Genomic DNA, 24,888 nt, shown 5'->3' on the forward strand with positions numbered 1-24,888 from the left:
CGGAATGGCGTGATATGAAACTGCTTATAACCCGGCCCAGAGAGGCGGGGGATCAACTGGAAGAAAAACTTGAGGCCCTTGGGTTTGAGGCAGTTCGTTCACCCTTGCTTACCATCAATTTCCTGAAGCCCAGGAAATTGTCGCTGCACGGCGTTCAGGCGTTACTGGTGACAAGTATCAACGGTGTGAAAGGGTTTACTCTTTTTTCGAAAAATCGGGACCTGCCTGTTTATGCGGTGGGCGAGCGAACAGCGACCGAAGCCAAAAAAGCAGGTTTCACACTTGTTTTTTCAGCTGATGGGGATGTCCACGGACTGGCGGCCTTGATCAAAAAGAAAGTGGATCCGGCCAAGGGACCGTTATTGCATGTTGGCGGCGCGCGTCTGGCAGGCGATTTGAAGGGAACGCTGGAAGAGGCCGGTTTCCAGTACCGGCGGGAAATCTTATATCAGGCAGACGAAATTCAGACTATTTCGCCTGAGGCTGTTTCCGCGCTGGAAGAAGGCAGCCTTGATGGTGTACTCTTATTTTCACCACAGACAGCAATTATATTTGCAAAAAATATTGAACAAGCGGGTTTGACAGCGCATCTAACAACTGTAACGGCGTGGTGTTTAAGTAAAAATGTAGCAGATCAATTATCCGTGTTACCGTTTAAGAATTGCCAGATTGCCGCACAACCCAGCGAAGCGGCGCTTATCGAGGCAATCGAGCGAGAAAAAAGAACGTCCTACAGGATGAGCGAGAGGGGCATATCTGAAATGGCAGATAAACAGGATGAGGAAAAGAGCGGAATGGCATCAGAATCTGAACAGGTTGAAATCAATGCTGATGACACCGTGGACGATAGCGATCTAAAAAAACCGTTGCCCAATTCCCTGAAAACCCCTGGAGACATGCCCACCAAAGAAGTGAAAAAATCTTCATTGGGGAGGATCCTGCTGCTTATCCTGTTTGCCTTCTTACTAGGCGTAGCAGCTTGGCCCATCCTGTATCCGAAAGCGAAACCTTATCTGCCCCAGATGGCACAGGACTTCGTGACCGGGTATTTCGGTGAAAGTGCTGCAAATGAAGCCTTGCAGAACCGGTTATCAGCACTGGAGGAGCGCCTGAATAGTCAGCCGGATGCCTCTGCTCAGAGAGAAAGCGTTACGCCGGATGCCCTGAACGCCGTTAAGGCGGACATTGCCGACCTGTCTGCAAAAATTGGGGACGCTGGACAGACGGTATCGGCAGTTGATCCAGAAATTCTGACCCAGATCCAGGGGGCCAATACGCGCCTGACCGACGTTGAAACATCCATTGAGGCGATAAAAGAGCAGCTTCTTGCCATTGAAGGTAAAATCCTGGTAGCGGATAAACAGCCATCGGCACCAGTCGACACAGTAATTGCACAGCCAGCACCAGAAATTCTTGCTGGAATGACGGTCTTGCAAAAGGCGGTTGACGATGTGAAATCCAACCTTGCAGCGTTGGAGCGGGACGTGAAAAGCGCCGATGAAGAAACTGAAGCCTCCAAAGCCCAACTGGCGGCTCTTTCGGCCGCACTGCAGGCCCAGCTGGATGCACAGGCTGCGCAAAACGGTAATGCGGATGAAGCGCTGATGTTGCTGGGTTTAGGGCAGCTTCAAACACAAAGCCGGGGGGATGCACCATTTGACGGGGCCGTCCGCCAGACCTTGAACGTTGCCCATGAAAGTATGCATGACGACTTGACGGCGCTGCTGCCTGTTGCGGCCAGAGGCGCAACGCCATTGCCTGTTTTAAAGGATGAGTTCAGGAAGTTGGCCAATGAAATTGTACAGGCAGAACGCTTGCCGGCCAGTGATACATGGTACGGAAAAACCCTTCATAATCTTGCCACTCTGGTTAAGTTCCGGCGCGTGGATGATCTGGAAGGGGAAAGCGTCGATGCCATTGTTGCAAAAGCCGAGAACGCGTTGAACGACAATAATCTGGGTCAGGCGATCGATGTCTTGAACGAGTTGTCCGGTGCCCCATCAGACGTCGCCGCCGGATGGTTGAGCCGGGCGGAGGAAAGACATCTGGTGGATCGAACTGTTGATATGCTGCTGGGCAAAGTAACGGCGACAGTTGTCGAAACTAAAGGGTAAGGGGATAAAAATGATACGGTCTCTTTATCTCTTTATCCTGTTGTCTTTGCTGGCCCTTGCCGGGGTTTGGGTTGCGGATAATCCGGGACAGGTTGCGCTGCGTTGGGATAATTACGTTATCGAAACAAGTGTGGTGGTTCTGGTTATTGCGACCCTTATTGTCGCGCTTGTACTGATGGTTTTATATCAGTTGTTTTTCTGGTTGAAATCAGGTCCCGGTCGTTTGGGTGGGATCTTTTCTGCACGCCGGCGCAGCAAAGGAATGGACGCGCTCAGTCATGGTATGGTTGCGATTGCTGCGGGCGATTCTGATGGTGCCAGAAAAGCCGCTGTTGCTGCCGAAAAGCATTTGCAGGGAGAGCCGCTGACATTGTTGCTGGCGGCGCAGGCTGCAGAACTTAATCAGGATGATCGGGCGGCCCGGATTTATTACAGCAAAATGACCGAAAATCCCGAAACCGAGTTTTTAGGATTACGGGGCCTCATTCAGCGGGCCAAGGCAGAAAATGATCTGGACCTTGCGCTTCTATATGTAGAAAAAGCGGATAAATTGAAGCCCGGAACAGAATGGGTTCTCAAAGACCTGCTGGGATTGTTTCTGAAATTGCATCGGTATGAAGATGCGGACAAAACCCTTACCCGTATGGCTCGGGGAAAAACCGCAAAAAGTGATCGGGTGAAACATATGCGCGCGGTCATTGCCTATCAGCGGGCCTTGCCGCTGGCTGAAAATGGGGAAAAAGAAAAAGCGCTGACACTGGCGCTTGATGCCCATGACCTTGACCCCGCTTTTGTCCCTGCGTCCGTAATGGCAATCAGCCTGTCTCAGCCCGGACGGAAATTGGATAAACTGATCAACGATGCGTGGCGGCACGCGCCACATCCGGATATTGCCAAGGCGGTAAAAAACCTTATTCCGGTTGAAAGCCCGGCGGACTGGCTTTTGCGGGCCAAGCGGCTGATTGCGCCGTTAAAGCCGGAGCACCCTGAAACCATGATGGTTATGGCACGCGCAGCATTGGACGCTCAGGAATGGGGTCAGGCGCGGGGCTATCTGAACAAAACAGCCGATATTGATCCGCGTGGGTCCGTCTATCGCTTGATGGCGGAGCTGGAAGAGCGGGCAAATGCCGATGCCATTGCTGCGCGAAAATGGATCCTTGAGAGCGTTGAAGCACCGCAGGATCCTCTTTGGGTATGCGAAAGTTGTGGGCGGCAGGAAAAATCCTGGACGGCAGATTGCCCATCCTGTGGCACATTTGATAGTTTGATATGGCGCAAGCCCGACCAAGGTGTGACCTCCGGTGATTTGCTGGAAGCAGAAATTGTCCAGGAGATCGAAGCCCCGAAACCGACCTGATTGTCAGAAATCCGCGATGATTTTCTTGCCCTGAAAATGGCTTGGGATTATTGTGCAATTCTTCCAGTGCCGCTGTAGCTCAGTTGGTAGAGCACCGCATTCGTAATGCGTAGGTCGGAGGTTCGAGTCCTCTCAGCGGCACCATAAAATCAATGGCTTAGCCAATTCACGAAATTTTTTTAGACACTTTTCAAGAGCGTTTTAGACACTTTTGTATTTGCTTTGTTCCAATTTTTGCATTGCTGTCTGAGCTTGACGCTTTTGATCAACAGTTCTGACATACCTTTCAACGGAGTCATTTGTGGTATGACCTGTGACGGCTCTGATCTCGTTGATTGTGCATCCTGCTTCTGCCAATCTTGTAGCGACGGTGACACGAAGGCCGTGAATAGTAAGTCCCTTACCAATTTTTCCTTGATTAATTAGCGATCGTTTTAATTTCTGAAATTGAGTTTGAAAGCCACTAGACGTGTAGGGTTTGCCATGTGTGTTGAGAACAATAAAAGCTGGTCCTCTATCCATACTATCTAGTATTGCTCTGAGCTCGGTGATCACAGGGACCCAAACAAAGTCTCCTGTTTTGGATTGTTGGCATTGTATTAAGCCATTCTGGTAATCACTCCATTTAAGACTGAGCACATCTCCACTTCGCAGAGCTGTATATGCACTCAACCCAATGCCAGCGGCGATTTCGGCCGTTGGAGCGTTTTTAAGAACCACTGTAATTTCTTCATTGGTCCACGGCCTATTGGCAGGAGCCTTGCGCTTGTCCCTGGGAATTCTGCGAATTTTTTCTACTGGGTTTTGTTTGCAAAGACCGTTACGAATACCGAAATTAAATGTAAGCGATAGAACGCCGAGCATTTTGTTCGTAAAGTCTCTTTTTCTCTCTTTTAGCGTATGGTTTTTGAGCTCTTCCACAGAAACAGGAGTTATTCTGTCTAGTGGGGCGGCCCTCATATTGCTCAGATAACTGAATATGTTTTGGTAGTCTGATTTGGTTCTTGGTGCCAAGCGATGAAAATCTTCGCTGCTACGATATTTTTCGATTAGCGCTCCCCATGTTCCAGGTATGGAACCAAATTTTTCTGGCTCACAGATGTGATTGAGTTCTTCTACTTTGAGCGCAAAGCGAAGAGTTCCGTATTTTTCTTTAATTCGAGTGCCAGATTTACGGTGGTAATAATATTTTTTGCCATTTGAACGGTATGACTTTACGCCATGGATTTTGATGTCCATGATCAGTGCTCCATATAGCTGCCAACCAAATCAATGGGACCGCGATTAGTCAATCCGGAAACGAATTGATCTAGTTCTTCCCTGTCATATAGGGCGCGGGAGCCAAAAGGCAGGCTTTCAACCGGAACATATTTCTCAAAAGTTGCGATCGAAACATCGAGATAAGCAGCTGCGGTGGATTTACTCATCATGCGCGGCCAATCCGGATATTCAGAAAGTGAGAGTTTCCTAACCATGGAACCTCCAATCAGGTTTTCTGTTTGGAGGGTTGGTTTTAAAAACTTTTAGTGCCGATCTGCACTTCAGAGGAGAAATGTGAAAAGTTGCTGACAAATTAGTATACATAAACAAACACGCAATAAATGGACTGATTACTTCCATATATGTAATTTGAAAAAAATTCCTCCTAGGTGATCGAATTTTCTACAATTAGTGAAAGCAAAAAAAAATCTCAAAAGCCTCAGCTGATCAAGTTGTTAAAGAGATCCAGTTTCACAGTTTCCAGAAATCTATGGGTGGCTGATGCTAGCCCAGTTTTTATTTCTAACATTTGTCGTGAATTTTTTATATTTGAGCTTTTTTAGAAACAAATCAGTTCAGCTGGCAAATTACGACGGGCAAGAAGTGGTTGTTAAGTGCATTGCAACAAAAGTCTGCAATGGGCGGAAAGCCGACGTTAGCGCATATGCGCAAAACTAAGCCACAGTCTCTGAAAGCGGGCATTCCCAGTGCTTTGTAAGCATTCAGAGAGACCGATATTCGGCTGGCGCTTTGGGTGAATATGATCTCTCAAATCGCCCTTGACCAAAAACTCTTACTAGGCGCCATTACTGACACATGGCGCATATGGCAGCGCAGGCTCTAACAGAAATTTCTCAAAAACCTGCTGCCCGGACGCCTCTACCAGTGACCGGGCAGCATGCGGCAATTCATTCAATGAGCGCGCAACATCATCAAGAGCAATCGGAGTGTCTGTCTCCGGCACGTCAATGCGTATAACATTGTCTTTACCAGTCAGCAGGAAGGCTTGCCCGAGCGCGTTTTTCGACTGGGCGCGCGATGCTGCCAGAAACGGCAACAGGATCGCCCAGTCCTTTTTGCCGCCCTTCTGTGCTGTCTCACTCAGCGAAAACGTGGCCTCACCAGTGCCAAGACTGAGGATGCGAATGTTCTCCCGTGGCACATCGTAACAGGCAAGTGCGTCAACAAGGGCATTCATGATTGGATTGTTGGCCCAAATACCGCCATCAATCATCACATATCCGCCGTCCTTCACAGCCGGAAAAATTGTCGGTGCCGCTGTCGTATGCAAGGCGATGTCGACCAACGTTTTGTGCTGGTCCAGTTTGTAGTCGGGATGATGCGGGGTCTTGTAGATCACTGGCTCGCCATAGAGCCCGTCGAAACTGGGTATCACGCAGCGATTACGGGCTTCGCCAAATAGAGTGGTGCCGAATTCTACCTTCAGTTCCTCTCTAAGTACTGCCTGATCATGTTTGGGTTTGAAGAACGAAGTAGCCCAGCGCAGCAATCTAGGAAGTCCCCGTTTTGAAGGGAAAATCTTCTCGCCACGCTTCGTATAGATCGACAGCGCCTGCTCTGCCGTCATGCCCTTCGCCAATGCCAGCGTGATGATGCCGCCGGTCGAAGTGCCTGCAATCATATCAAAATGATCACCGACCGATGCACCGCCCAAAAACCGTCTTTCCAATTCAGCCAGATAGGCCGCCGGAAACACGCCGCGAATGCCGCCGCCGTCGATGGATAGAATCCTAAATGGTTTTCCCGTCGGCCAGCTTTGCAAGACACGCCGCTGCTGGATTGTGCCATCCGATCTTCTTCTCACCATCTCATTCATACCTATTCGACCTCCAATTCCTCGTTGTGCCCCACCTCCTGATGGCGGCCGCCACCGGTCCATCTGCCTGTCATCAGCCAGAGCTCGTAACAGGCTAGCCAATCGAGCGCCCAAGGCACAATTGTCTCGCTGATCAGCATTGAGTGATCCCACTCGTCATTTGCAGGGTCGTACAGACAAAGCGTCGGATCATCCGCTGGTGGGTAGACATGCGGAAGTTGACCTTCTTCGTTGTCCGGCAGTCTTGTCAGTTCGGGAGACAGGACCCGCACCTGAGGCGGTTTCGGGACCAAATGCGAGATCTCAATTCTATAGGTTTGAAACTGCGGCCGCACTGTGCCGACCCACTTGATCCTACCTCGCCGTTGTCCACGGCGTTTCAGTCCCGGCCACATACGCGTCATGGATGCAATCTGCGCATTGTTTGTCAGGATCGGTCCGCGCATCAAATTTTCTTTCCAAAAAATGTGTGTGCGCGTCCTGATGCCACAGCCCCGGTTGCAGCTGCAGTAGCAGGTGCGGCAACAATGGCGGGTGTTGGCACGATTAACTTGCCTCTCGGTGCATAGTGCTGGGTGCTATCCTTCACGGAACTGCCGACCTGGTCAGCCATTCTGTCCGCCGCTTTGGTGACGACGCGCTCACCAAATTGTTCACGCAGCCAGACCATCATGTCGGTTGGTGCGACCCGTCCGGCCTTTATATTTTCAAGGCCTTTGACTAGGTCTTCCAGCTGCCGGGCATAGATACTTTGCTGAACGACGGTTTCCGGCCAGCGATCCGTGAAAATGTCCTGATCATGGCACGGATTGCAGACATCGATGGTGCGATTATAGAGCGATGCAATCTCGATCTCTGAGATGATAAACTTGGCCATTCGTATGACCATGTCGGACAGTGATGTGTTTGGCCGTGCCGTGGTGCCCGCATAGTAGGACAAAAGGACCGACGGTGGCATCCGTCCGTCGATGTCCGAGTATTTGATGTTGCGATATCGTTTGTGAAGCTGAAGCGCCAATGTCGCGGTGTTCTTGACCACAAAGGAAATCGGCTCGGGGACATCGTCAACTTCGGCATCTGCGCGGATCGACAATGGATCGTAGTCTTCCCAACGCTTGGCAAAACTGTCGACAACACGCTGTTCCAACGGTGTGCGTGCGCGATACCAAAGACCGAACGCCTTGGTATTCATCGGCACCATATGGTCCTTGGTCGATTCTGCCGGCCCCTTGGCGTGGCAGATGTGGCTCTGCCGGTCCGGAGTCAGCAATTCGCGGATCGACGGGGAGATATCCAGATGCATCCCGTCGCTGTAATAGAGCGTGACGCACCGACTCTGGCGTACGACTTTCAGCCCACGATAGCCCTTGAGGGCTGCTTCCAGTTCCTTGAGAATTTTGAGAGGCGACATGTGGCGGAAGCTGCCGCCAAGCTGCGCCACAATGTCGAGGTCGTACTCGTCATCGGTGCCTTTGGTCGATATCGTCGCGTCGATTGACATCGAGCCCTGAGGGTAGAAGTGCTCGACCTGATCCTTGAACAACTCGGATGTTTCTTCGAGATAATTACGGACAGCCTCATAGCGTTCCACGGCTTTCTGATATTGCGTCGGCGGCAGCTGCAGGCTGAATGCGATTTCAGCAAGAATCCGGTCTAGCGGATCGTCAAACGGGTCTATGCCCTGCGTATTTGAGATGTTCATTATTTACCTCCCTTTCGAGATATCTTGTCTTGCTTGCGTTGCGTTGCATGGTGGTCCTCCCTTCGTTTAATTCACGATGGTGAAAAAAAACACTCGCTACTCCGAACATCATATGAGAGCTTGAAAGCCAGAGTCAAGGGTGTTATTGTTTAGCTACTCCGAACAACAACAGATTTTGGAATTTCTAATGCCCGCACAGCCCAAATTTGGTACAAGAATCAAGGAATTACGGACCGGGAAAAAAATGACCCTGGACCAATTGGCTGAAGCAACTAAGAGCTCCAAAAGCTACATTTGGGAGCTGGAAAATAAAAACCCACCACGCCCTTCAGCTGAAAAACTGTCTGCGATCGCAAGGGCTCTTGGTGTCACCGTCGACTACTTGCTTGGTACCGACGAGCAGACCAAGGCTGACGCAGAGGACATGGCTTTCTTTCGCGAATATTCCGATATGCCGGATGAAACACGCAGACAGCTCCGCGACATGGCGAAGATCTTAAGCAACAAGACCGGGCTGAAATGAATGGGTGCCATCTCGGCTTCACCAGCTCTTAAGGAGGCTTTCCGCATCACTAGGATGCTGGACACCGTGCTGGGTGAAGACCGTTTCGATAAATCTCCCATCCAGATTGAAGAACTCGCGCTGCAGTACTCTGCACAAACCGCACCCGAAACCCCCATCCATGAAGTCACTGAGAAAAATATTCCAGGGTGCATGGGCGCATTGGTCTATGGCGACAACCGGCCGCGACAATGGGGTATCCTCTATCATCACGACCAGACACCAGGTCGACGAGCCTATACGATCGCACATGAATTTGGCCACTACATCCTGCATCGCGATCTCATTGATCGCGAAGAGAAGTATGGTGGCGGCGTTTATTGCAACGAAGACAGCATTCTGCGCCGCAATGGCGCTGGTATCGAGCAGGAAGCTGACGAATTTGCCGCCAATCTACTCATGCCGCTCAATGATTTCAGAAAGCAGATCCCTGCCAAAGCTGTTCCGAATTTTGACGATCTCGGCAATATCGCCGAAAGGTATGGTGTGTCGCTGACAGCCGCGACTTTGCGATGGATTGAATACACTGAAACACGAGCATTGCTGGTAATCAGCAATGAAGGCTTTGCCCATTGGGCGAAGACCAGCACACCGGCCCTAAAATCAGGACGCTTTATTCGCACACGAAACACGATGTTTGAACTGCCAGCGGCCGCAACCGCTGTAACGCACAACTACTGCGACGAAACCGCAAACGGTATCCAACAACCAGCAGACGTCTGGTTTCCTGAGCCGGTGTTAGAAATGTGCATACGATCAGAACGCTATGATCAGGAAATGACTTTACTCCATCTGGAGCGATCAGCACCTGTTCACCAAGAAGAAGTCGAAGAAGATACGTTCGACCGATTCACGCGCGGATAGGTCCTATTGGGAAATAGATGTTTTGCTCATAAAGCGAACGGCGGGTTCGAATGGCCGCAGAGCAAAATTCAGATATCTTATTCAAGGTCGGCTTTGGGCCGAAAGTGCCGACAACCAAATGAATCAAAGTCTCCATTAATTATAGAGCGTCGTCTTTATCAAAAGACTGATCGCATTATTGTAACTTCATTGGATAGCAACTTTTTTAGCAAACTGATCTCCTCTAAGGGTGTTTGATAAAAATTTTTCCTTAAACTCAAACTAGTATTCTTTTGCGTATAAAAATAATTAATTAAATCAATGGTTTATAAAAATTATTGCACGATTAATATTTTCATATTCTGCCTTCATACAAATTATTTTTAAAATTTTTTTCGAATTTCAGGAGGATTTTTTTTCAATTTGCACAAATAAACTTACAGAAGGTTTTTCAATCGTGAAAAATCAAAACCTAAAGAAGCCTAAAATAGTATGAATTTTAATGTTATTGAAAACCAACACTCAATTTCTGGATTGAGATACGCGCCTGGTCGTGAGTTCGACCATTGCCGAAATGTTTGGATCCAAAGCGCTGAGACCACGCACCGGCCCGATTGTCCCAATTGTAAACGCCCTATGCAGACCCATCGGTCTCGCAAACGCATTATCAATGATATGCCTTTTGGAGCCTTTCCGTCTGAGCTTCATATTAAATGGCGCGAGTTTCGATGCAGATGCCAGCATGGAGGTACTCGCTATGTTCACTGAGTCTTCCTATACATATGCGAAAGCAAATGTTCCTGGGATTTCCAGCGAACTTGGTTGCACCAATACACTGGCTGAGTTTGTTGGTAAGTATCGAAATTTGTCTCGATTGTCTGTCATAGGTGAGATGACAGGTTTATCGGGGTACCGTTTAAAAACCATTGAGAAAGCTGTGAAAGTAAGACAGCCACCCGGGATCGTAAAGAAGTTAAACCCAAGGATTATCCGGATCGATGATCTCTCTGTCACGCGAACCTATCAGGACGAAAAGGGACGAAAAACCCTAAAGGGGCATTTGGTATTGTCTGGGGCTGGGTTTACGGAAGCCGCATTTGAGCAAGGTATCCATGATACAGGGTTTTTGGCTATGGTGGCGGGGACAACACGGGCAGATGCTGTAAAGCTGTTCCGTCAGACTCTCAATTGTGATGCTGTACAATATGTTACGCTGGATTTATCGCAAACATTAATTAGCGCGGCCTATGAGGCGTGTCCCAATGCTATTGTGGTTGCCGACAAGTTTCATGTCCTTAAATTGGTGACAGCTGCTTTTGAAAAAGTTGCAATTGACCAACGTCTTAAACTTCGCAAAGAGCGGCAGAGTTTTCAAAGAGCCAGAAACTATATGAAGCGACCGCCTAAAAACCTTAGTGATGTAGAAAAACGGGTGATGGTGGAATGGCTTGTCAGGTTGCCAGAGCTGCATCAGGCCTATGAGCTCAGACGGGTCTTTTTTGAGCTGTTTGAAATGGATATCTCACCGCAGGACGCGCGCCGGGCCTTGCTGCGGTGGTTGGATTTTCTGCCAGCAAAAGGACCGGTGGGGACCGCGTTTCGATCCGTTGGCCAGACTGTAAAAAAGTATCTCACTGAGATTTGTGCCTATTTTCACTGTAACCTGACCAATGCGCCCGCGGAAGCCTATAACCGACGGATCAAGGAAATTGTTGCTGTAGGCGGTGTCCGGACTTTGGAGGACTTGATCGAGCGGGTGAGAGCCGGGCATGGGTATGAGGCTCGACAGGCTCTTGACCGGATTTCCAGTCAACCTCCAAAGAAGCGGCAGCCGCTTTGGAACCATGTCCCTGCTCAGAATACAGCGATTTGGGTGCGCCCGGTAAAGGCCCGGGACGGCGAATTGCCTTTGGCACCCATCCGACCGATGGGACTCCTGGAAGCCGGCGATCGATTGAGGACCTTATCTATTGCAACTCTTTTGTGGCCAGAGAAATTCCACTAAACCTTTGGAAAACACCGAATAACCCGCCCCGCTGGGGGCGGGTTTTTTATGTGGAGATGAAAGGAATAGGGCCTCAATCCCGGGAGCCCCGCAGATGAAAAATCAGGTGGTTTTGCCCTCCCGAAGCGTAAAAACCGCATCTTCGGAAGGGGCTGGAAATCTGCCGGTTTTGGGGCCAAGAGTCCGATAAATAAAATTATCGGACTCTTGGCAAAACCACCACATTTTAAACAGTGCCGGGACGGGGGCTTTCTTTTAGTCCGGAATTCGGATGTAGCGGGACACTCCTTCCAATGTTTTATGGCCGGATCGAGCCCGGATCTGCCACAGGCTGTCGCCTTGCAGACCGGCCCGGGTGATATAGCCGCTGCGCAAACTATGGGCGCTTATGCCATGGCTTTTCGCTTGAACCTCCTTCTCGGATATGCCCTGGCGGGTGAGCAGCTGTTGATAACGTGATTTTGTGGCGCGGGAGATCGACCGCGGGGTGAGCGCCGTTGTTCCGATGCGCCCCAGTCGGTCAACGCCGCGAAACACCGGCCCCTCTTTGAGGCCCGCCGCCTTCAACCAACGCTCTAGGGCCGCGGCCGGGCAGAGCTGTGGATCGCGCTCGCGCGGAATGACTTTGCGTTGGCCCAGGCGCTTGGCATCATTTTTGGCGCGGCGGATCAGGATTTTGAGGGCCTCTTCTGTCCAGACACAGTCCGCGCAGTGCAGCGCGCTTAATTCACTGCGCCGAAAAGCGCCAAAAAATCCAACCAGCAACAGCGCTGCATCGCGCAGGTCCCGCACCCCCACGCCCAATCCCTGAACGATTTCCTGTAGCTCCGCATAGGTCAGCGGGATTTTGGCATCAGCCGGACGTCCCTCAATCCGGTAAATGCCCTCCATCACGTGACGCAGCAGGGGATGATGCGGATCGAACGCCAGATCCCGGGCGTAAAACCCATCGGCAATACCGAAGACTTTGCGGGTGAGGGAGGCCGGGGCCAAATTCATCGCCCGGTCGGCCAGATATAAGGCGACCAGCGGCTCTCCGGGTCCGTCGCCGCAGGGCGCCAGATGTTGCGCCGCGCACCACTGACAGTAGGCGGTCCAATCCTGATGGTAGGCCCGCTGGGTTGTCTCGGCATGGGCGGCTTGCAAATAACATCGGGCGCGGCTAAGAGCCGGTTGGAGGGAGGCAGGAAGGGCCGCAAGGGACAGGTCGCGCCGTTGGGTTTCAGGTGCGTTTGGCTCCCCCTTAATGATGCGGTGTTTGGGCATCGCACTCTTCCTTTGAGCCTTGACCTAGTGCTGCGTCAAGAGAAGTCAAGGGGGAGAGATGCGGATCGCAGCTGTTTCAATTGGCTTGCAGGCTTGTTAATTTAGATTTTGCCTGCTCTTTTGGGAGAAGTGCGCTATATGAGATTCCATATCTGACAGGATAGAATTAAATGCAACTTGAAGATGTCACAGAGGGAGAGCTGGTCGTCCCCGGCAAACTGGCAAAACTCTTGCGGACCGACGCAAAAGAGATTGCCTGGACGATTGGGCTTGATGAGAGTGTATTGAAACGCCATTCCTCTCGTCACACGCCAGATACCCAAAGACGCCTTCGCGAGCTTGTAGACGCACTTTTGATCCTGACGCCACGCTTTGGCTCGCCCCTCATGGCTTATGCCTGGTACCGGTCTGTACCCCGCGCTGGTTTTGCCGGCTGGACGGCCATGCAGCTGGCCCAGGCTGGAAAGGTTGAGGAACTCCATTTATATCTGGGGGCCGTTGATTCGGGCGTGTTTGCCTGACCCGGGTCTGTCGCGGTTCCTTGTCAAAAAGACTCAATTGGCGCCATTGATGGCGTGCTAGTGTTTAACTTTTCACTTGAGTGCCTAAGTCCAATTGAAAAGAGAGACCTTGCATGGTTTTTGATAAAACTAGTCAGTCCGTGGAATCTCAATGGTTCATCATATCACGCCAGCGCAAGACAATGGCCTCTGCCAAGAGATGATACCCAATTCTCTCGCGCCAACACAGTGAGAACAACTGGCAGCTAAGGAAGACAGGAACGCAACGTCCAGGCAGGATGACAATCAGTGATGGCCTGATCCATGACAGGCAATTGATGCCGGTTTTTCTGAATTTAAATAACCCACTTTTGGGGACTGCAGATGACGGAGCACTCACTTTTATTCGCTCAAAACCAACCTACGGACGTCAATTCTTCACGCTTTAGACTTGCCAGCCAAAAAGATACTGTCCAATGTGTCTTTTTCAATATGAGAGACACGAGAAGGCTAGCGATGCAATTTGAAAAACCAGTTTAAAGCTTCTTTGGTTTCCTTCATCTGTTTGCTTCGAACGTATACAAGCCATTCTAAACTAATCAAAAAAGGTACAAACATAATGCACTCGAAAAGTGCCGTTTGCTTCACAAACAATGTGCCGCAAAATGCAGCTAATCAAATGAACCAATATCCCTCTTAGCTTGACGTGCCATCGCTTCCAAAAAACGGGATGAAGGACGTTTACAGGATGGCAACAATTCAAACGATACGCAAATCATTCATGATTCCGAATGCACAGAAATGGTTGATTTCTTGAATTCTCCCGGAGTCATACCTGTCTCCTTTTTGAAAACACGAGCAAACGCTGAATCGGATGCATAGCTAACGCTTTCAGCTACATCGGTTAGCGATTTATTTGGAACCAAAAGCAGCTTTTTAGCAATTTCGATGCGCCATGCAGTTACATAACCCATCGGAGTCATAGCCATTTTTTTTTGAAATAATACAGCAAAACTGGTTCGCGACATGCCGGCCACTTTGGCCAAAGTTTCCACGGTCCAGTTCTGGTTGGGAGATTTGTGAAAGGCATTTAGCGCCCACGATAGATTGTGGTCCGAGAATGCATCAAGCCCCCATTCTGATGCTTCATTACTTTCTAAAAAGCTTCGAATGGCCTGTGCGAAAATTGCTTCCGACATTTTCAACGCGATCAGATCACCACCCATTCGTTGTCCACCGGTTTCGTCACGGATAACACGAAAGGTTGCTTCCATCCATTTGCCGGCGGTTTCTCCATAATCCTTAATATGGATATAAGGAGGCAACCGCTCGATCAGGACATGCTTTGCGTGAGGCTCAAACGAAAAATGACCACAGATGAGTTGAGTGTCTCCGTCGTCTTCATCCCCTCCATAAACCAACACTCCTGTCCCTGTGTACCCAGATAGTTCGATTACGGTCTCAAGAGGCAGAACATTTTTCCTTGTTTCGGCACTGCAATAGAGTTTGTGTGCCACGCCATGCGGAATGATGAGCAGATCACCCAGCTCCAACTCTAGTATATTTTCACTACCGGCAACTTCGACGAGGCAATTCCCGCGGTGGACAAAATGAAACCTTGCGACATTCTCGAATTGTGGCACTTCAATTCCCCAAGGAGAGGTCAGAGATGTACGGAAATAAAGCGTTCCACGCATAGAGAGGTTTGTGAGTATGTTACTGAGAAGATCAAGCATTTATCCAGAATATGCCATTGTCGGCTTTTGTACAGAGTCTTGAACGATCTGCGCAATATTCCGAATGATCTGAGATGGTTGCCGGTTACAACAGGCAGTATCACAGGGTTGCAAAGATTAAAAACTGGAGAAAATAATGAAAAAGCTACTCACTGCGCTAGTCGGTGTAAGTCTGTTTTTTGCAACACCAAGCAACGCCGATGAAGCCGCCAATTTGAGCGATGTAGAAATTGCCCATGTTGCTTATACAGCGGACAATCTAGATATTCGTTACGCTCATTTAGCGCTTGCAAAATCAATGAACCCGGAAGTGCATAAATTCGCAAAAACGATGATCCGTGATCATGAAGCAGTAAACAGGCAAGCTTTGGCTCTGTTGAATAAACTTGGTGCTCAAGCAAAAGACAATTTTCTGAGCCAAAAGCTAAATAAGGACGGTGAAGCTATTATAGCAAAATTCAGCTTACTCAATGGTGTAGACTTTGACAAAGCCTATGCGGCAAATGAGCTCGCCTACCATAAGGCTGTAAACAGTCTCGTGGGTGAAGTGTTCATACCGAATATCGAAAATGCCGAAGTGAAGGCGCTTTTCGAAGAAGGTCTGAAAATCTTCAAAGCACATGAAGGTCACGCCGAAATGATGGTAAAGACTCTTCAGTAATGGTATCGAAAATTATCCGGAGAGATGTTTTTGTCGGGGTGGCTGCGTCTGCAGCCGCCTTAACAGTTTTTACCACCCGTTGTGTTGCAGATGCATCAGAAGTACACAACGTCATCATTAAGTCCTTAGTGTTCATGCCTGAGAGCATTTCCGTCAAGACCGGTGATACCATAAACTGGACCAATGAGGACATTGCCCCACATACTGCAACCGCGGTGGAAGGGGGGTGGACCACTGGAGAAATCGCTATGGGAGAAACCAAATCTATTCTTGTCACCGAAGGAATGGAGACAAGTTACTACTGCGTTTTTCATCCTCATATGAATGGAACAATTAAACTTACCTAGTTCGGCAGCTATATAATTAACACTTGATAATGGTAAAATTTCGACAACACAGGCATTAATGTATAATGCTTGCTATGGTGACCCTCTCCCCATAACTTGATTCAAATTGAAGTTAGTGTTCTTGTAAGAAACAACGGAGGCACTAATGAAACACAGATTTACAGACGAACAAATAATTGGGATTTTGAAGGAACGTGAGGCGGATTTGCGGTGAAAGAGCGTTGCCGCAAATACACTATGCTTGATCCCACCATCACGACCAAGGCAGATATGAAACCTGGATTTTATGCGCGATCAGTTTTCCTGGGGGCGGTGGATACAGCTGTTCAATGTGGCCGACAATTATACATGACAGTACCTTTCTATTATCGTTGATGTTTCCATCAATGGTTTGCGCGTTGCCAGCATACTGACGAGGCTTGCCGATCTACAGGGAGACCAGAGTTTATTGTTTAATGGTAAAGAAAACGCCTCGTTGGTAATGTTTGACAGAGCATAGCGCTGCGGTTGGATTAATATTCATGCATTCCGACAAGCCCAATCGGAATGACTTTTGTGACCCCTTTAATGGCCGGATGCGTGATGAGTGCTTGAAGGAGAGCCAGTTTTCGACCCGGGTTGAGGTGCAAATGATCACAGAAAATTGGAGACACATTTATGATTCTGAAAGAATGCATTCTATTTTTCACTGAGTGACACCAGATGAATTCGCGAAGTCCTGTTTTGGCTTAATCTAGAAAAAGGGGGACAAGGCCGCTTGCGCGGGTCAGGCATCATTTTCTAACTTCATAGTGGAGTATGCTTGGGGCGAGGGTCACTAGGGCGATTGGGTGCTCAAACAGTATTGTCTAATGCATTTCTAATGGCCACTGCTAATTCTGAATGATTGTAAGGCTTGTTTAAAATAGTGTTTGTCAATGCGGCTTGATACGTTTTCTGTGAATTTAGAAATTCTTCCTTCTTTTTTGAAAAACCACTTGTCAGCAATATTCTTGTTGTTGGGTTTATTTTATTAATAGTATTTGCTAATTGATACCCATCTTTATCTCCTGGCATAACAATATCACTAAAAAGAAGATCGATACTTTTATTGTTCTTTATTATCTTTTCTGCTTCTGCACTATTCGTTGTTGAGATAGTTTTGTATCCAAGCATATTTAAATATTCGGTAGCAATTTCAACCAGGGCTTCTTCATCATCGACAATTAGGATTGTTTCACTTCCTCGCGGCAGATCTGTAGATGTATTTTTTTGTAAATCTCTTCTCTTTGCACCATTTTGTGATCGCGGCAAATAAATTTGGATCGTTGTCCCCTTGTTTACTTCTGAATAGACCTTTAGGTGACCATTAGATCTTTCAACAAATCCGTAAACCATGTTGAGACCAAGTCCTGTGCCTTCACCAAGGCCTTTTGTTGTGAAAAATGGATCAAACATTTTTTTCTTAACTTCTTCAGTCATACCCTTTCCAGTATCACTAATGGAGCACATCACAAAATCACCAACATCGGCTTTTGGATTTAAGCGAAGGTTTTTTTCATCCAACACTTTATTCGTTGTTTCGATAAAGATGGACCCACTTCCTGACATTGCATCACGGGCATTAAGGGCAAGATTGAGAATGACATCTTCAAAATCGCCAGGATCTACATTAACCAACCATAGGTCCTCGGCTAGGTCAGTTTCTAGGTTGATTGACACAGTTAATGATTTACAAATCAGTTCTTTTTGCGCTTCAATCATCTCATTCAGTAGTACAGATCCTTCATTTCTTTCACTTTTGCGGGAAAAATCAAGTAACTTCCTTGTAATGATTGCACCACGTTGCGTGCCATTGACCGCTTTTGAAATGCGGTTTTGGGCTGTTTCATTATCTGGAACCAGTTCTTTGAGAAGCTCCAGGTTACCCATGACTATCCCTAGTATATTGTTAAAATCATGAGCGATGCCTCCGGTCAATTGGCCGATTGCTTCCATTTTTTGAGAGCGATGAACTTGTTCTTCTAACTGACGGCGCTCAGTTATGTCATTTTTTATAACACGAAAATTGGCAATTGATCCATCAATGGCCTTAATTCCTGAAACGAGTATAGCTTCAAAATAAGTGTCCCCATTTTTTTTAAAGTTGTCGAATTCACCTGTCCATTCATCACCTCTGACAATTGTACGCCAGAGCTCACTATATTCATATGATGACAAATCTTTTGGTAATACCGTGCGTAAATTTTGACCTAGAACTTCCTTTTCAAGATATCCGGTTATCTCAGTAAATTTTCTATTTGTATATTCAATAGTGCCATCTATATCTGTCAAAATGACAGCTAAAGTACCTTGATCAACGGTTTGAGATAATTTAAAAAGTGATTTTTTAATTTTTTTCTCTCTAATTATGCCTAATTGTAGAATAACTATAATTGAGATCAATCCAAGTAATATGGAGATGGTGGAAAATAAGACGATTTTATACCTAGCATAGTAGGAAGGGGGTCGGTTTAAAATAACGCTGTCTTTGGGTAACTTTGATAAAGCAATATTAAAACGCTTCACTTGTAAATAGTCGAAAATAAATTGCCCTTTGGGATTATTTATGGTCGCTATATTAGAAATGCTTTGACCCTTAAAATACCTCTGTGCAATATCCCCAATTTCCATCCCGTGATATATTCCATCCAGTACTTTGCCGCCTACACTGCCGTATTCTATGTTGTGCCCGATAACCGTATAAACGGGGCGACTGCTTTTGGCGGCAATTCTACGAACCGAGTCTTTGTTGGATACAAATCCGTTTTTGTCTCTAAAAAAAGTATAAAATAAAATGGCATCAGATTTTGACAGATTACTAACGATGTTTTCAATTTCAGATAATGTATACCGATCATCTACTCTTATAAATTGAATGGACGGATATCTCAAAGACAGTTTTTCAATCTGCTGCCACGATCCATTCCCGCTGACTGTAGTATCTGCAACCACATGAATTGTTTTGGTCTGCGAATGGGTTTTGATTATAAAATCAACCATTGCTTTATCTTCTGTCAGTTCCAATATACCAGTAAAATATTCCTTATCGATAATATTAGGAATGTTAGTGTTGTTTACACCACCAAACACTACAGGTGTCGTTCCAAACAAACTTTCCCGATTGTCGATCAGAAAATTTAATGCATTGTCATCAAGTGAAATAATTAGATCAAACTGAGTGGGCAAAAATTTGTGTTTGTACATGTTGTAAAGTAGGTTTTTGTAAGTGGCGTTATATTCGACATTTTTGGTGTCCATATACTCCACATGCATTTTATAGTGAATATTCCATGCATCTAGCCTTGATTTAACACCGTCAATGTTTTTGACCACCCATGGTATATTTTCATTATAAGAAACTAAGAATAAAATATTCTGTTTGTGTTTTTCAGAAGCATTTCCAGTTGAGTAAAAGAAGAGACCCGAAAAGTAGACTGTACCTGCTATGAAGATCAGATTGTAGATGAAGAATTTTAAAGTCAGTATTTGCGTCATTTCCCAACTCCAATACCTGAGCAGCGTAAAAAAGGTAAATAAAAAGTATGCTTGATTTCCTGAGATGCTCTTACATTTGTTGACAGCTATTCTCTCCTACCGTTTTTAAGGGTTTTCAAAAAAGCCTCTTTAATGACGTTCTTGATAAATGTACGTTTCCAAGAAACTGATTTTTTAGAACTTATTAAGGTATCTATTTTTCACAATGATAACCAATACCTGTCGGCTATATGTTTCATAACTATCACAACGAAAAACCTCCTAGATATGGTTTAAGGAAGCGCAATATATTTTGCGAAACTACTAAAATAGTTCTTTGAATAGCCCCGTGTTTTCTAAACAGCCTGCGGGTTCAGTTTTCGCTGTTTCTCGGAGTCTGCGGGTGACAGCATTCCATTTTTTGCGTGTTTACGTTTCGGATTTTAAAACATCTCGATGAAATCGAACACGTCTGATCTTGCTTGATCTTGTGTCTTGTATGTTTTCCTGCAGATGCGTTCACGTTTAAGTAGGCTGAAGAAGTTTTCGGCCACAGCATTGTCATGGTCGTTTCCACGTCGGCGCATAGAGTGCTCAAGGTTGTGCTGTTTGAGAAACGATGCCCAATCCATGTTGGTGAATTGTGAGCCTTGATCTGAAGGGACCAAGACTTTGTTTGCTGGTTTCCTTCGCCAAACAGCCATCAGCAATGCTTGCAGAACCAGATCCGTTGTCTGGCGATTTTGCATTGCCCAGCCGACGAAACGACGAGAGAAAAGATCGATGACGACTGCCAGATAAGAAAACCCCTCATAGTTTTGATGTAAGTGATGTCTGTGACCCACGCTGTGTCTGGCGTAGCCACTTCAAACTGACGATCAAGTGTATTATTGATAACAATTGATGGAACGTCCGCCATACTTCCCAGTTCGACATTGTCCGTCATCATACCGCTTGTAATTTACTCCCCCTCTTGTCGTCACCCGCTTAAACTAAACCTACTAAAGCGTCGGTCGACGCACCTATACCCCGCGCTCAGTGCATCGGCCTTTCATGAAAATGATCTCTAGTGCCAAAGTACCGGCAATCGGCGTATCATAACTGTAGGCTATTGTAACAATTACAATTTGATATTGGCCTCGGCTCCCTTCATTTCCTACTCTCTGGCGCATTGTCTCTGAGCTAAAGGAAATATGGACGATGAAGGTTGAAAACACTATTCCGGAAAATATTATGAAACCAATTGGACATTATAGCCATGTTTCCAAGGTCGGACCGTTTATCACCATTGGAGGTACTGCAGGGGTAAATCCGGAGACTGGTGAACTCGTCGGATTAGATGTGGGATCACAGACAAAACAAATTCTTGATGCATTTGAAATAATGTTATTGCAAGCAGAGTCCGGTTTTTCGCATGTTATGCACATCAATATTTTTCTCGCTGACATAAAAAGCTTTAAACAAATGGATTTAGTGTATGGCGAGAGGTTGGGGATTTATCGTCCAGCCAGAACTACTATAGGTGGCGTAGACTTACCCAAATCAGATGCATTAATAACCATGAATTTGACAGCGATAACAAAATGTTGAAGGTCTAAAAACAAACCTCTGACCTGTTGACCACTGAACATTAAATGCATTTAACGCATCGAAATTACACAAAATAGAGATTTCAACTCAAACGCTGTTTTCTAGATGACATTGGTATAGGTCGTAATAACTGTGATGAAATATGGAGAATAATGGAAATAATCGTAAAGCAGTGCGTGTATGAACAAATCCTGAGAATCTTCTTCTCATAATTCAAAATAATGAAAACTAAAAACCGTCAAAAGAACTTATGGGACAATGGAAATTTTACTTAATAGAATTTTCATGTAGACAGAAAGATTGACTATGCCGTTACTCCAACTTGGCTTCATTGAATCCACTGTACAGATAGCATCAAATTTATTTATCGCCTTTATTGGGTTATTGGCTCTTGGAGTTGGTATTCTGTTCATCATCGACATATATCAAACGAAAGACGCTGTTCGGAAAAATTATCCAGTCTTGGGTCGATTTCGATACTTATTTTCAACTCTTGGCGAGTTCTTCAGACAGTATTTCTTTGCAATGGACCGCGAAGAATTGCCATTTAATCGAGCCGAACGTAATTGGGTTGAAAAAGCAACAAAGAATAAAGATAATACTGTAGCGTTTGGATCTACAAAAAATTTGATGCCTACAGGAACGGTTATCTTCGCCAATTGTGCCTTCCCGACATTAGATGAGGACGCAGTTGAAACAATGTCTGTTGAAATTGGCCCATTTTGTCGAAAACCTTATAATGCCCCCTCTTTTTTCAATATTTCTGGAATGAGTTACGGGGCGTTATCCGCTCCGGCTGTGACTGCACTTGCTAAAGGGGCAAAAATTGCAAATTGTTGGATGAACACAGGTGAAGGCGGACTTTCGCCCTATCATCTTGAAGGCGGATGCGATCTTGTTATTCAAATCGGCACCGCAAAATATGGGGTTCGTGACGTAGCGGGTAATCTTTGTGATCAAAGATTACGAGACGTTGCTTCTCATAGCCAAGTATGTATGTTCGAATTAAAAATGAGCCAAGGCGCAAAACCGGGCAAGGGTGGAATACTACCTGCGATTAAAGTTACGGAAGAGATCGCTAAAATTCGCGGAATTCCGAAAGGTCGATCATCGATCTCCCCAAACAGACATCCAGAAATCAATAATATCAGGGAGATGTTAGATTTAATCACCAGAGTTCGGGACATAACCGGCAAGCCGACAGGGTTTAAAGCTGTAATTGGCGCTTATGACTGGATAGAAGATTTATGTAAGGAAATTCATAAAAGAGGTATTGAACATGCACCCGACTTCATAACACTTGATAGTGGTGATGGTGGCTCGGGAGCGGCTCCAATGCCTCTCATGGATAATGTTGGATTGGCAATCAAAGAGTCACTTCCTTTAGTCTCTGATATTCTCTACAAACACGGATTAAAAAAACGGGTTAGAATAATTGCATCGGGCAAATTAATAACTCCGTCTGAAGTTGCTTGGGCGTTAGCAACAGGCGCTGACTTTGTAACGTCGGCGCGGGGCTTTATGTTCTCATTAGGGTGCATTCAAGCACTAAAGTGCAACAAAAATACCTGTCCCACTGGAATCACAACACATAATAAAAGACTGCAAAAGGGTCTAAATACTGAAGACAAAGCTGCAAGAGTGGCAAACTACTGCTTGAATATGGTTCATGAGGTGCAGACCATCTCGCATTCTTGTGGTGTTAGCAGAGCGCGAAAAATGAATAGGAAGCATGTTCGCATGGTCCAAAATGACGGGCGAACAATCTCTATCAATGAGCTTTATCCTCTCCCCGAGATCTTACCTGAGTACTTGGAGGTTTCTAAAATTTTGGAGACCAAAGTAGGCTAAAACACAATAGTTTAAGAGTGCTAAGGAAACATTATAATTTGTGGATGTAGCCGTATACAGAAAGAAATTTATTATGACACACATACCGGCGAGTGACGAGGTTAATACAAACACATTAAAAGCATCAGATTTATTTGTACGGGCCTTGGAGGCAGAGGGTGTCGAATATATTTTTGCCGTCCCGGGTGAAGAAAATCTTGACATGGTTGAATCTTTGAGGACGTCAAAAATAAAACTTATCTTAAACCGCCATGAGCAGGGCGCTGGTTTCATGGCGGCAACATACGGTCGACTTACTGGAAAAGCCGGTGTGTGTATGGCTACTCTTGGTCCGGGTGCCACAAATTTTGCCACCCCGGCCGCATATGCACATTTAGGCGGAATGCCACTGATTATGATTACCGGCCAAAAGCCCATTAAAAAATCTAAACAAGGACAATTCCAAATTGTTGATATTGTGAACTTATTTGATCCGATATGCAAAATGTCAAAACAAATAGTTCATGGCAACACCATCCCATCTCTGGTCCGAGAAGCTTTTCGTTTAGCGGAAGAAGAACGCCCTGGCGCCGTGTTATTGGAGTTGCCAGAGGATATAGCGATGGAACAATGTGATGCTCAAATTATAAAAAAAAATATCCGTCACTATGCAATTGCCGATAAATTTATACTCAACCAAGTGGCTAAAAAGATTTTGTCAGCGAGAATGCCCTTGGTACTTGTTGGGGCTGGAGGAAACCGGAAAGAGGTTCGACGTGCAATCAGTAATTTTGTTAACACTACGGGAATTCCATTCTTTAACACACAAATGGGGAAAGGAGTAGTCGACGAAAGGTCAGATCTATTTTTGGGAACGGCGGCATTGTCTGATGGCGATTATTTACACTGCGCCATCGAACGATCCGACCTAATTATTAACATCGGACACGATGTTGTCGAAAAGCCTCCCTTTTTCATGGAGAACGACGAGAAAGTAGTAATTCACATGAATTATAAGTCGGCCAAAATAGATGCAGTGTACTTCCCTCAAATGGAAGTAGTGGGTGATCTCGCGCGTTCACTGGAGCAACTCACAGAAATATTGGGCGGCAAAGTGCCTTTTGATAGATCATATTTTGAAAGAGTCCGCAATGAGGTTGAAAGCCACTTGGCTGAAGGTGCAACGGATCCAAGATTTCCTATTATTCCTCAGCGATTTGTAAGCGATACACGTAAGGTTATGAGGGATCAAGACATTATCGCCTTAGATAATGGAATCTATAAAATATGGTATGCCAGAAATTATAGAGCTTATGAACCCAACACTGTTCTACTGGATAACGCACTTGCCACCATGGGGGCAGGGCTTCCTTCTGCCATGACAGCGGCGCTTCTCAACCCCGATTGCCGTGTTATGGCAATTTGTGGTGACGGTGGCTTTATGATGAATAGTCAAGAATTGGAAACTGCTGTTCGCTTAAAACTGAATTTGGTTGTTACGGTACTAACCGATAATTCGTATGGCATGATCAGGTGGAAACAAGCGGATGCAGGATTTGACGATTGGGGTTTGGAATTCAATAATCCTGACTTCGTTCAATATGCTAACAGCTACGGAGCCAACGGACATTGCGTCGTCTCCACTGACAGTCTTGTCGAAACCTTTAATAATGCGTTTGACGCTGGAGGGGTTCATCTAGTGGAAGTTCCCGTAGACTATTCGGAGAACCAAAAGGTACTTATCGACGAGCTAGCGGCAAAAGCGTGTTTAATATGAGTC

The 24,888-nt window shown here is 46.4% G+C and carries 20 protein-coding genes, 1 tRNA gene and 1 pseudogene; 13 read left to right on the forward strand and 9 right to left on the reverse strand.

The window, feature by feature from the left end; genetic code table 11:
- Nucleotides 1–14 precede the first annotated feature (14 nt).
- From OIR97_RS01240 to OIR97_RS01250, 3 genes are all read left to right on the forward strand, one after another.
- Entirely contained in the window at nucleotides 15–2,114 is a 2,100-nt protein-coding gene (locus tag OIR97_RS01240) for a uroporphyrinogen-III synthase (RefSeq protein WP_169543921.1), read from the forward strand.
- Between the two features lie 10 nt (nucleotides 2,115–2,124).
- Nucleotides 2,125–3,474 carry a heme biosynthesis protein HemY gene (locus tag OIR97_RS01245; RefSeq protein ID WP_169543922.1) on the forward strand — a complete coding sequence of 450 codons (1,350 nt, stop codon included), beginning with the start codon at nucleotides 2,125–2,127 and terminating at the stop codon, nucleotides 3,472–3,474.
- 68 nt (nucleotides 3,475–3,542) lie between these two features.
- Nucleotides 3,543–3,618: transfer RNA gene (locus tag OIR97_RS01250), tRNA-Thr, on the forward strand.
- Nucleotides 3,619–3,675: 57 nt separating this feature from the next.
- Here the strand turns inward: OIR97_RS01250 and OIR97_RS01255 are convergent.
- From OIR97_RS01255 to OIR97_RS01275, 5 genes are all read right to left on the reverse strand, one after another.
- Nucleotides 3,676–4,713 carry a tyrosine-type recombinase/integrase gene (locus tag OIR97_RS01255; RefSeq protein WP_169543923.1) on the reverse strand — a complete coding sequence of 346 codons (1,038 nt, stop codon included), beginning with the start codon at nucleotides 4,711–4,713 and terminating at the stop codon, nucleotides 3,676–3,678.
- A 2-nt stretch (nucleotides 4,714–4,715) separates the two neighbouring features.
- On the reverse strand, nucleotides 4,716–4,949 hold the full coding sequence (locus OIR97_RS01260; protein WP_169543924.1) for a hypothetical protein: 234 nt from the start codon (nucleotides 4,947–4,949) through the stop codon (nucleotides 4,716–4,718).
- Between the two features lie 581 nt (nucleotides 4,950–5,530).
- On the reverse strand, nucleotides 5,531–6,562 hold the full coding sequence (locus OIR97_RS01265; RefSeq protein WP_219821624.1) for a CBASS cGAMP-activated phospholipase: 1,032 nt from the start codon (nucleotides 6,560–6,562) through the stop codon (nucleotides 5,531–5,533).
- 11 nt (nucleotides 6,563–6,573) lie between these two features.
- Nucleotides 6,574–7,017, reverse strand: coding sequence for a hypothetical protein (locus tag OIR97_RS01270; protein WP_219821625.1), 444 nt, complete (start codon nucleotides 7,015–7,017; stop codon nucleotides 6,574–6,576).
- Nucleotides 7,017–8,273, reverse strand: a complete 1,257-nt coding sequence (locus tag OIR97_RS01275; protein ID WP_169543926.1) for a nucleotidyltransferase domain-containing protein — start codon at nucleotides 8,271–8,273, stop codon at nucleotides 7,017–7,019. Before OIR97_RS01275 ends, OIR97_RS01270 begins: the two co-directional genes overlap by 1 nt.
- A 187-nt stretch (nucleotides 8,274–8,460) precedes the next feature.
- Between OIR97_RS01275 and OIR97_RS01280 the strand changes: the two genes are divergently transcribed.
- From OIR97_RS01280 to OIR97_RS01290, 3 genes are all read left to right on the forward strand, one after another.
- Nucleotides 8,461–8,796 carry a helix-turn-helix domain-containing protein gene (locus OIR97_RS01280; RefSeq protein ID WP_169543927.1) on the forward strand — a complete coding sequence of 112 codons (336 nt, stop codon included), beginning with the start codon at nucleotides 8,461–8,463 and terminating at the stop codon, nucleotides 8,794–8,796.
- Nucleotides 8,797–9,699, forward strand: a complete 903-nt coding sequence (locus OIR97_RS01285; protein WP_219821626.1) for an ImmA/IrrE family metallo-endopeptidase — start codon at nucleotides 8,797–8,799, stop codon at nucleotides 9,697–9,699.
- Nucleotides 9,700–10,435: 736 nt separating this feature from the next.
- Nucleotides 10,436–11,683 (forward strand): transposase, encoded by a 1,248-nt coding sequence (locus OIR97_RS01290; RefSeq protein ID WP_169543929.1) that lies wholly within the window; start codon nucleotides 10,436–10,438, stop codon nucleotides 11,681–11,683.
- A 255-nt stretch (nucleotides 11,684–11,938) separates the two neighbouring features.
- Here the strand turns inward: OIR97_RS01290 and OIR97_RS01295 are convergent, their stop codons facing one another.
- A complete protein-coding gene (locus OIR97_RS01295) occupies nucleotides 11,939–12,949 on the reverse strand; it encodes a site-specific integrase (RefSeq protein ID WP_169543930.1) in 1,011 nt (336 codons plus the stop codon).
- A 170-nt stretch (nucleotides 12,950–13,119) separates the two neighbouring features.
- Here OIR97_RS01295 and OIR97_RS01300 point away from each other — a divergent pair, with 170 nt between their 5' ends.
- Nucleotides 13,120–13,470 carry a hypothetical protein gene (locus tag OIR97_RS01300; RefSeq protein ID WP_169543931.1) on the forward strand — a complete coding sequence of 117 codons (351 nt, stop codon included), beginning with the start codon at nucleotides 13,120–13,122 and terminating at the stop codon, nucleotides 13,468–13,470.
- 758 nt (nucleotides 13,471–14,228) lie between these two features.
- On the opposite strand, the gene OIR97_RS01305 is transcribed toward OIR97_RS01300, so the two are convergent.
- A complete protein-coding gene (locus OIR97_RS01305; RefSeq protein WP_169543932.1) occupies nucleotides 14,229–15,185 on the reverse strand; it encodes an AraC family transcriptional regulator in 957 nt (318 codons plus the stop codon).
- A gap of 136 nt (nucleotides 15,186–15,321) precedes the next feature.
- Between OIR97_RS01305 and OIR97_RS01310 the strand changes: the two genes are divergently transcribed.
- The 3 genes from OIR97_RS01310 to OIR97_RS18750 all read left to right on the forward strand — a co-directional run bounded on the left by OIR97_RS01310 (nucleotide 15,322) and on the right by OIR97_RS18750 (nucleotide 16,885).
- Complete coding sequence (locus OIR97_RS01310; RefSeq protein ID WP_169543933.1) at nucleotides 15,322–15,846, forward strand: DUF4142 domain-containing protein; 525 nt, start codon at nucleotides 15,322–15,324, stop codon at nucleotides 15,844–15,846.
- The gene (locus tag OIR97_RS01315) at nucleotides 15,846–16,193 is read left to right on the forward strand and encodes a plastocyanin/azurin family copper-binding protein (protein ID WP_169543934.1); all 348 of its coding nucleotides are present in this window, start codon (nucleotides 15,846–15,848) and stop codon (nucleotides 16,191–16,193) included. The genes OIR97_RS01310 and OIR97_RS01315 overlap by 1 nt, the downstream gene beginning before the upstream one ends.
- 521 nt (nucleotides 16,194–16,714) lie before the next feature.
- Nucleotides 16,715–16,885, forward strand: coding sequence for an integrase core domain-containing protein (locus tag OIR97_RS18750; protein ID WP_169543935.1), 171 nt, complete (start codon nucleotides 16,715–16,717; stop codon nucleotides 16,883–16,885).
- A 142-nt stretch (nucleotides 16,886–17,027) separates the two neighbouring features.
- On the opposite strand, the gene OIR97_RS01325 is transcribed toward OIR97_RS18750, so the two are convergent.
- Together OIR97_RS01325 and OIR97_RS01330 are read right to left on the reverse strand one after the other, a co-directional pair.
- Nucleotides 17,028–19,709, reverse strand: a complete 2,682-nt coding sequence (locus OIR97_RS01325; RefSeq protein ID WP_169543936.1) for an ATP-binding protein — start codon at nucleotides 19,707–19,709, stop codon at nucleotides 17,028–17,030.
- 335 nt (nucleotides 19,710–20,044) lie between these two features.
- Nucleotides 20,045–20,626 (reverse strand): annotated as a pseudogene (locus tag OIR97_RS01330) (IS3 family transposase); the annotation flags it as partial.
- A 262-nt stretch (nucleotides 20,627–20,888) separates the two neighbouring features.
- On the opposite strand from OIR97_RS01330, the gene OIR97_RS01335 reads away from it, so the two are divergent.
- From OIR97_RS01335 to OIR97_RS01345, 3 genes are all read left to right on the forward strand, one after another.
- Nucleotides 20,889–21,278 (forward strand): RidA family protein, encoded by a 390-nt coding sequence (locus tag OIR97_RS01335; protein ID WP_169543937.1) that lies wholly within the window; start codon nucleotides 20,889–20,891, stop codon nucleotides 21,276–21,278.
- Between the two features lie 306 nt (nucleotides 21,279–21,584).
- A complete protein-coding gene (locus OIR97_RS01340; RefSeq protein WP_169544375.1) occupies nucleotides 21,585–23,129 on the forward strand; it encodes an FMN-binding glutamate synthase family protein in 1,545 nt (514 codons plus the stop codon).
- Between the two features lie 73 nt (nucleotides 23,130–23,202).
- A complete protein-coding gene (locus tag OIR97_RS01345; protein WP_169543938.1) occupies nucleotides 23,203–24,885 on the forward strand; it encodes an acetolactate synthase large subunit in 1,683 nt (560 codons plus the stop codon).
- Nucleotides 24,886–24,888: the final 3 nt, after the last annotated feature.

It is taken from the genome of Sneathiella aquimaris (assembly GCF_026409565.1).
GTDB lineage: Bacteria > Pseudomonadota > Alphaproteobacteria > Sneathiellales > Sneathiellaceae > Sneathiella > Sneathiella aquimaris.

Coding starts and splice junctions, on each gene's coding strand:
- OIR97_RS01240 (WP_169543921.1), top strand. CDS start 15: ATGAAACTGCTTATAACCCGGCCCAGAGAGGCGGGGGATCAACTGGAA.
- OIR97_RS01245 (WP_169543922.1), top strand. CDS start 2,125: ATGATACGGTCTCTTTATCTCTTTATCCTGTTGTCTTTGCTGGCCCTT.
- OIR97_RS01255 (WP_169543923.1), bottom strand. CDS start 4,713: ATGGACATCAAAATCCATGGCGTAAAGTCATACCGTTCAAATGGCAAA.
- OIR97_RS01260 (WP_169543924.1), bottom strand. CDS start 4,949: ATGGTTAGGAAACTCTCACTTTCTGAATATCCGGATTGGCCGCGCATG.
- OIR97_RS01265 (WP_219821624.1), bottom strand. CDS start 6,562: ATGGTGAGAAGAAGATCGGATGGCACAATCCAGCAGCGGCGTGTCTTG.
- OIR97_RS01270 (WP_219821625.1), bottom strand. CDS start 7,017: ATGCGCGGACCGATCCTGACAAACAATGCGCAGATTGCATCCATGACG.
- OIR97_RS01275 (WP_169543926.1), bottom strand. CDS start 8,273: ATGAACATCTCAAATACGCAGGGCATAGACCCGTTTGACGATCCGCTA.
- OIR97_RS01280 (WP_169543927.1), top strand. CDS start 8,461: ATGCCCGCACAGCCCAAATTTGGTACAAGAATCAAGGAATTACGGACC.
- OIR97_RS01285 (WP_219821626.1), top strand. CDS start 8,797: ATGGGTGCCATCTCGGCTTCACCAGCTCTTAAGGAGGCTTTCCGCATC.
- OIR97_RS01290 (WP_169543929.1), top strand. CDS start 10,436: ATGTTCACTGAGTCTTCCTATACATATGCGAAAGCAAATGTTCCTGGG.
- OIR97_RS01295 (WP_169543930.1), bottom strand. CDS start 12,949: ATGCCCAAACACCGCATCATTAAGGGGGAGCCAAACGCACCTGAAACC.
- OIR97_RS01300 (WP_169543931.1), top strand. CDS start 13,120: ATGCAACTTGAAGATGTCACAGAGGGAGAGCTGGTCGTCCCCGGCAAA.
- OIR97_RS01305 (WP_169543932.1), bottom strand. CDS start 15,185: ATGCTTGATCTTCTCAGTAACATACTCACAAACCTCTCTATGCGTGGA.
- OIR97_RS01310 (WP_169543933.1), top strand. CDS start 15,322: ATGAAAAAGCTACTCACTGCGCTAGTCGGTGTAAGTCTGTTTTTTGCA.
- OIR97_RS01315 (WP_169543934.1), top strand. CDS start 15,846: ATGGTATCGAAAATTATCCGGAGAGATGTTTTTGTCGGGGTGGCTGCG.
- OIR97_RS18750 (WP_169543935.1), top strand. CDS start 16,715: ATGCATTCCGACAAGCCCAATCGGAATGACTTTTGTGACCCCTTTAAT.
- OIR97_RS01325 (WP_169543936.1), bottom strand. CDS start 19,709: ATGACGCAAATACTGACTTTAAAATTCTTCATCTACAATCTGATCTTC.
- OIR97_RS01335 (WP_169543937.1), top strand. CDS start 20,889: ATGAAGGTTGAAAACACTATTCCGGAAAATATTATGAAACCAATTGGA.
- OIR97_RS01340 (WP_169544375.1), top strand. CDS start 21,585: ATGCCGTTACTCCAACTTGGCTTCATTGAATCCACTGTACAGATAGCA.
- OIR97_RS01345 (WP_169543938.1), top strand. CDS start 23,203: ATGACACACATACCGGCGAGTGACGAGGTTAATACAAACACATTAAAA.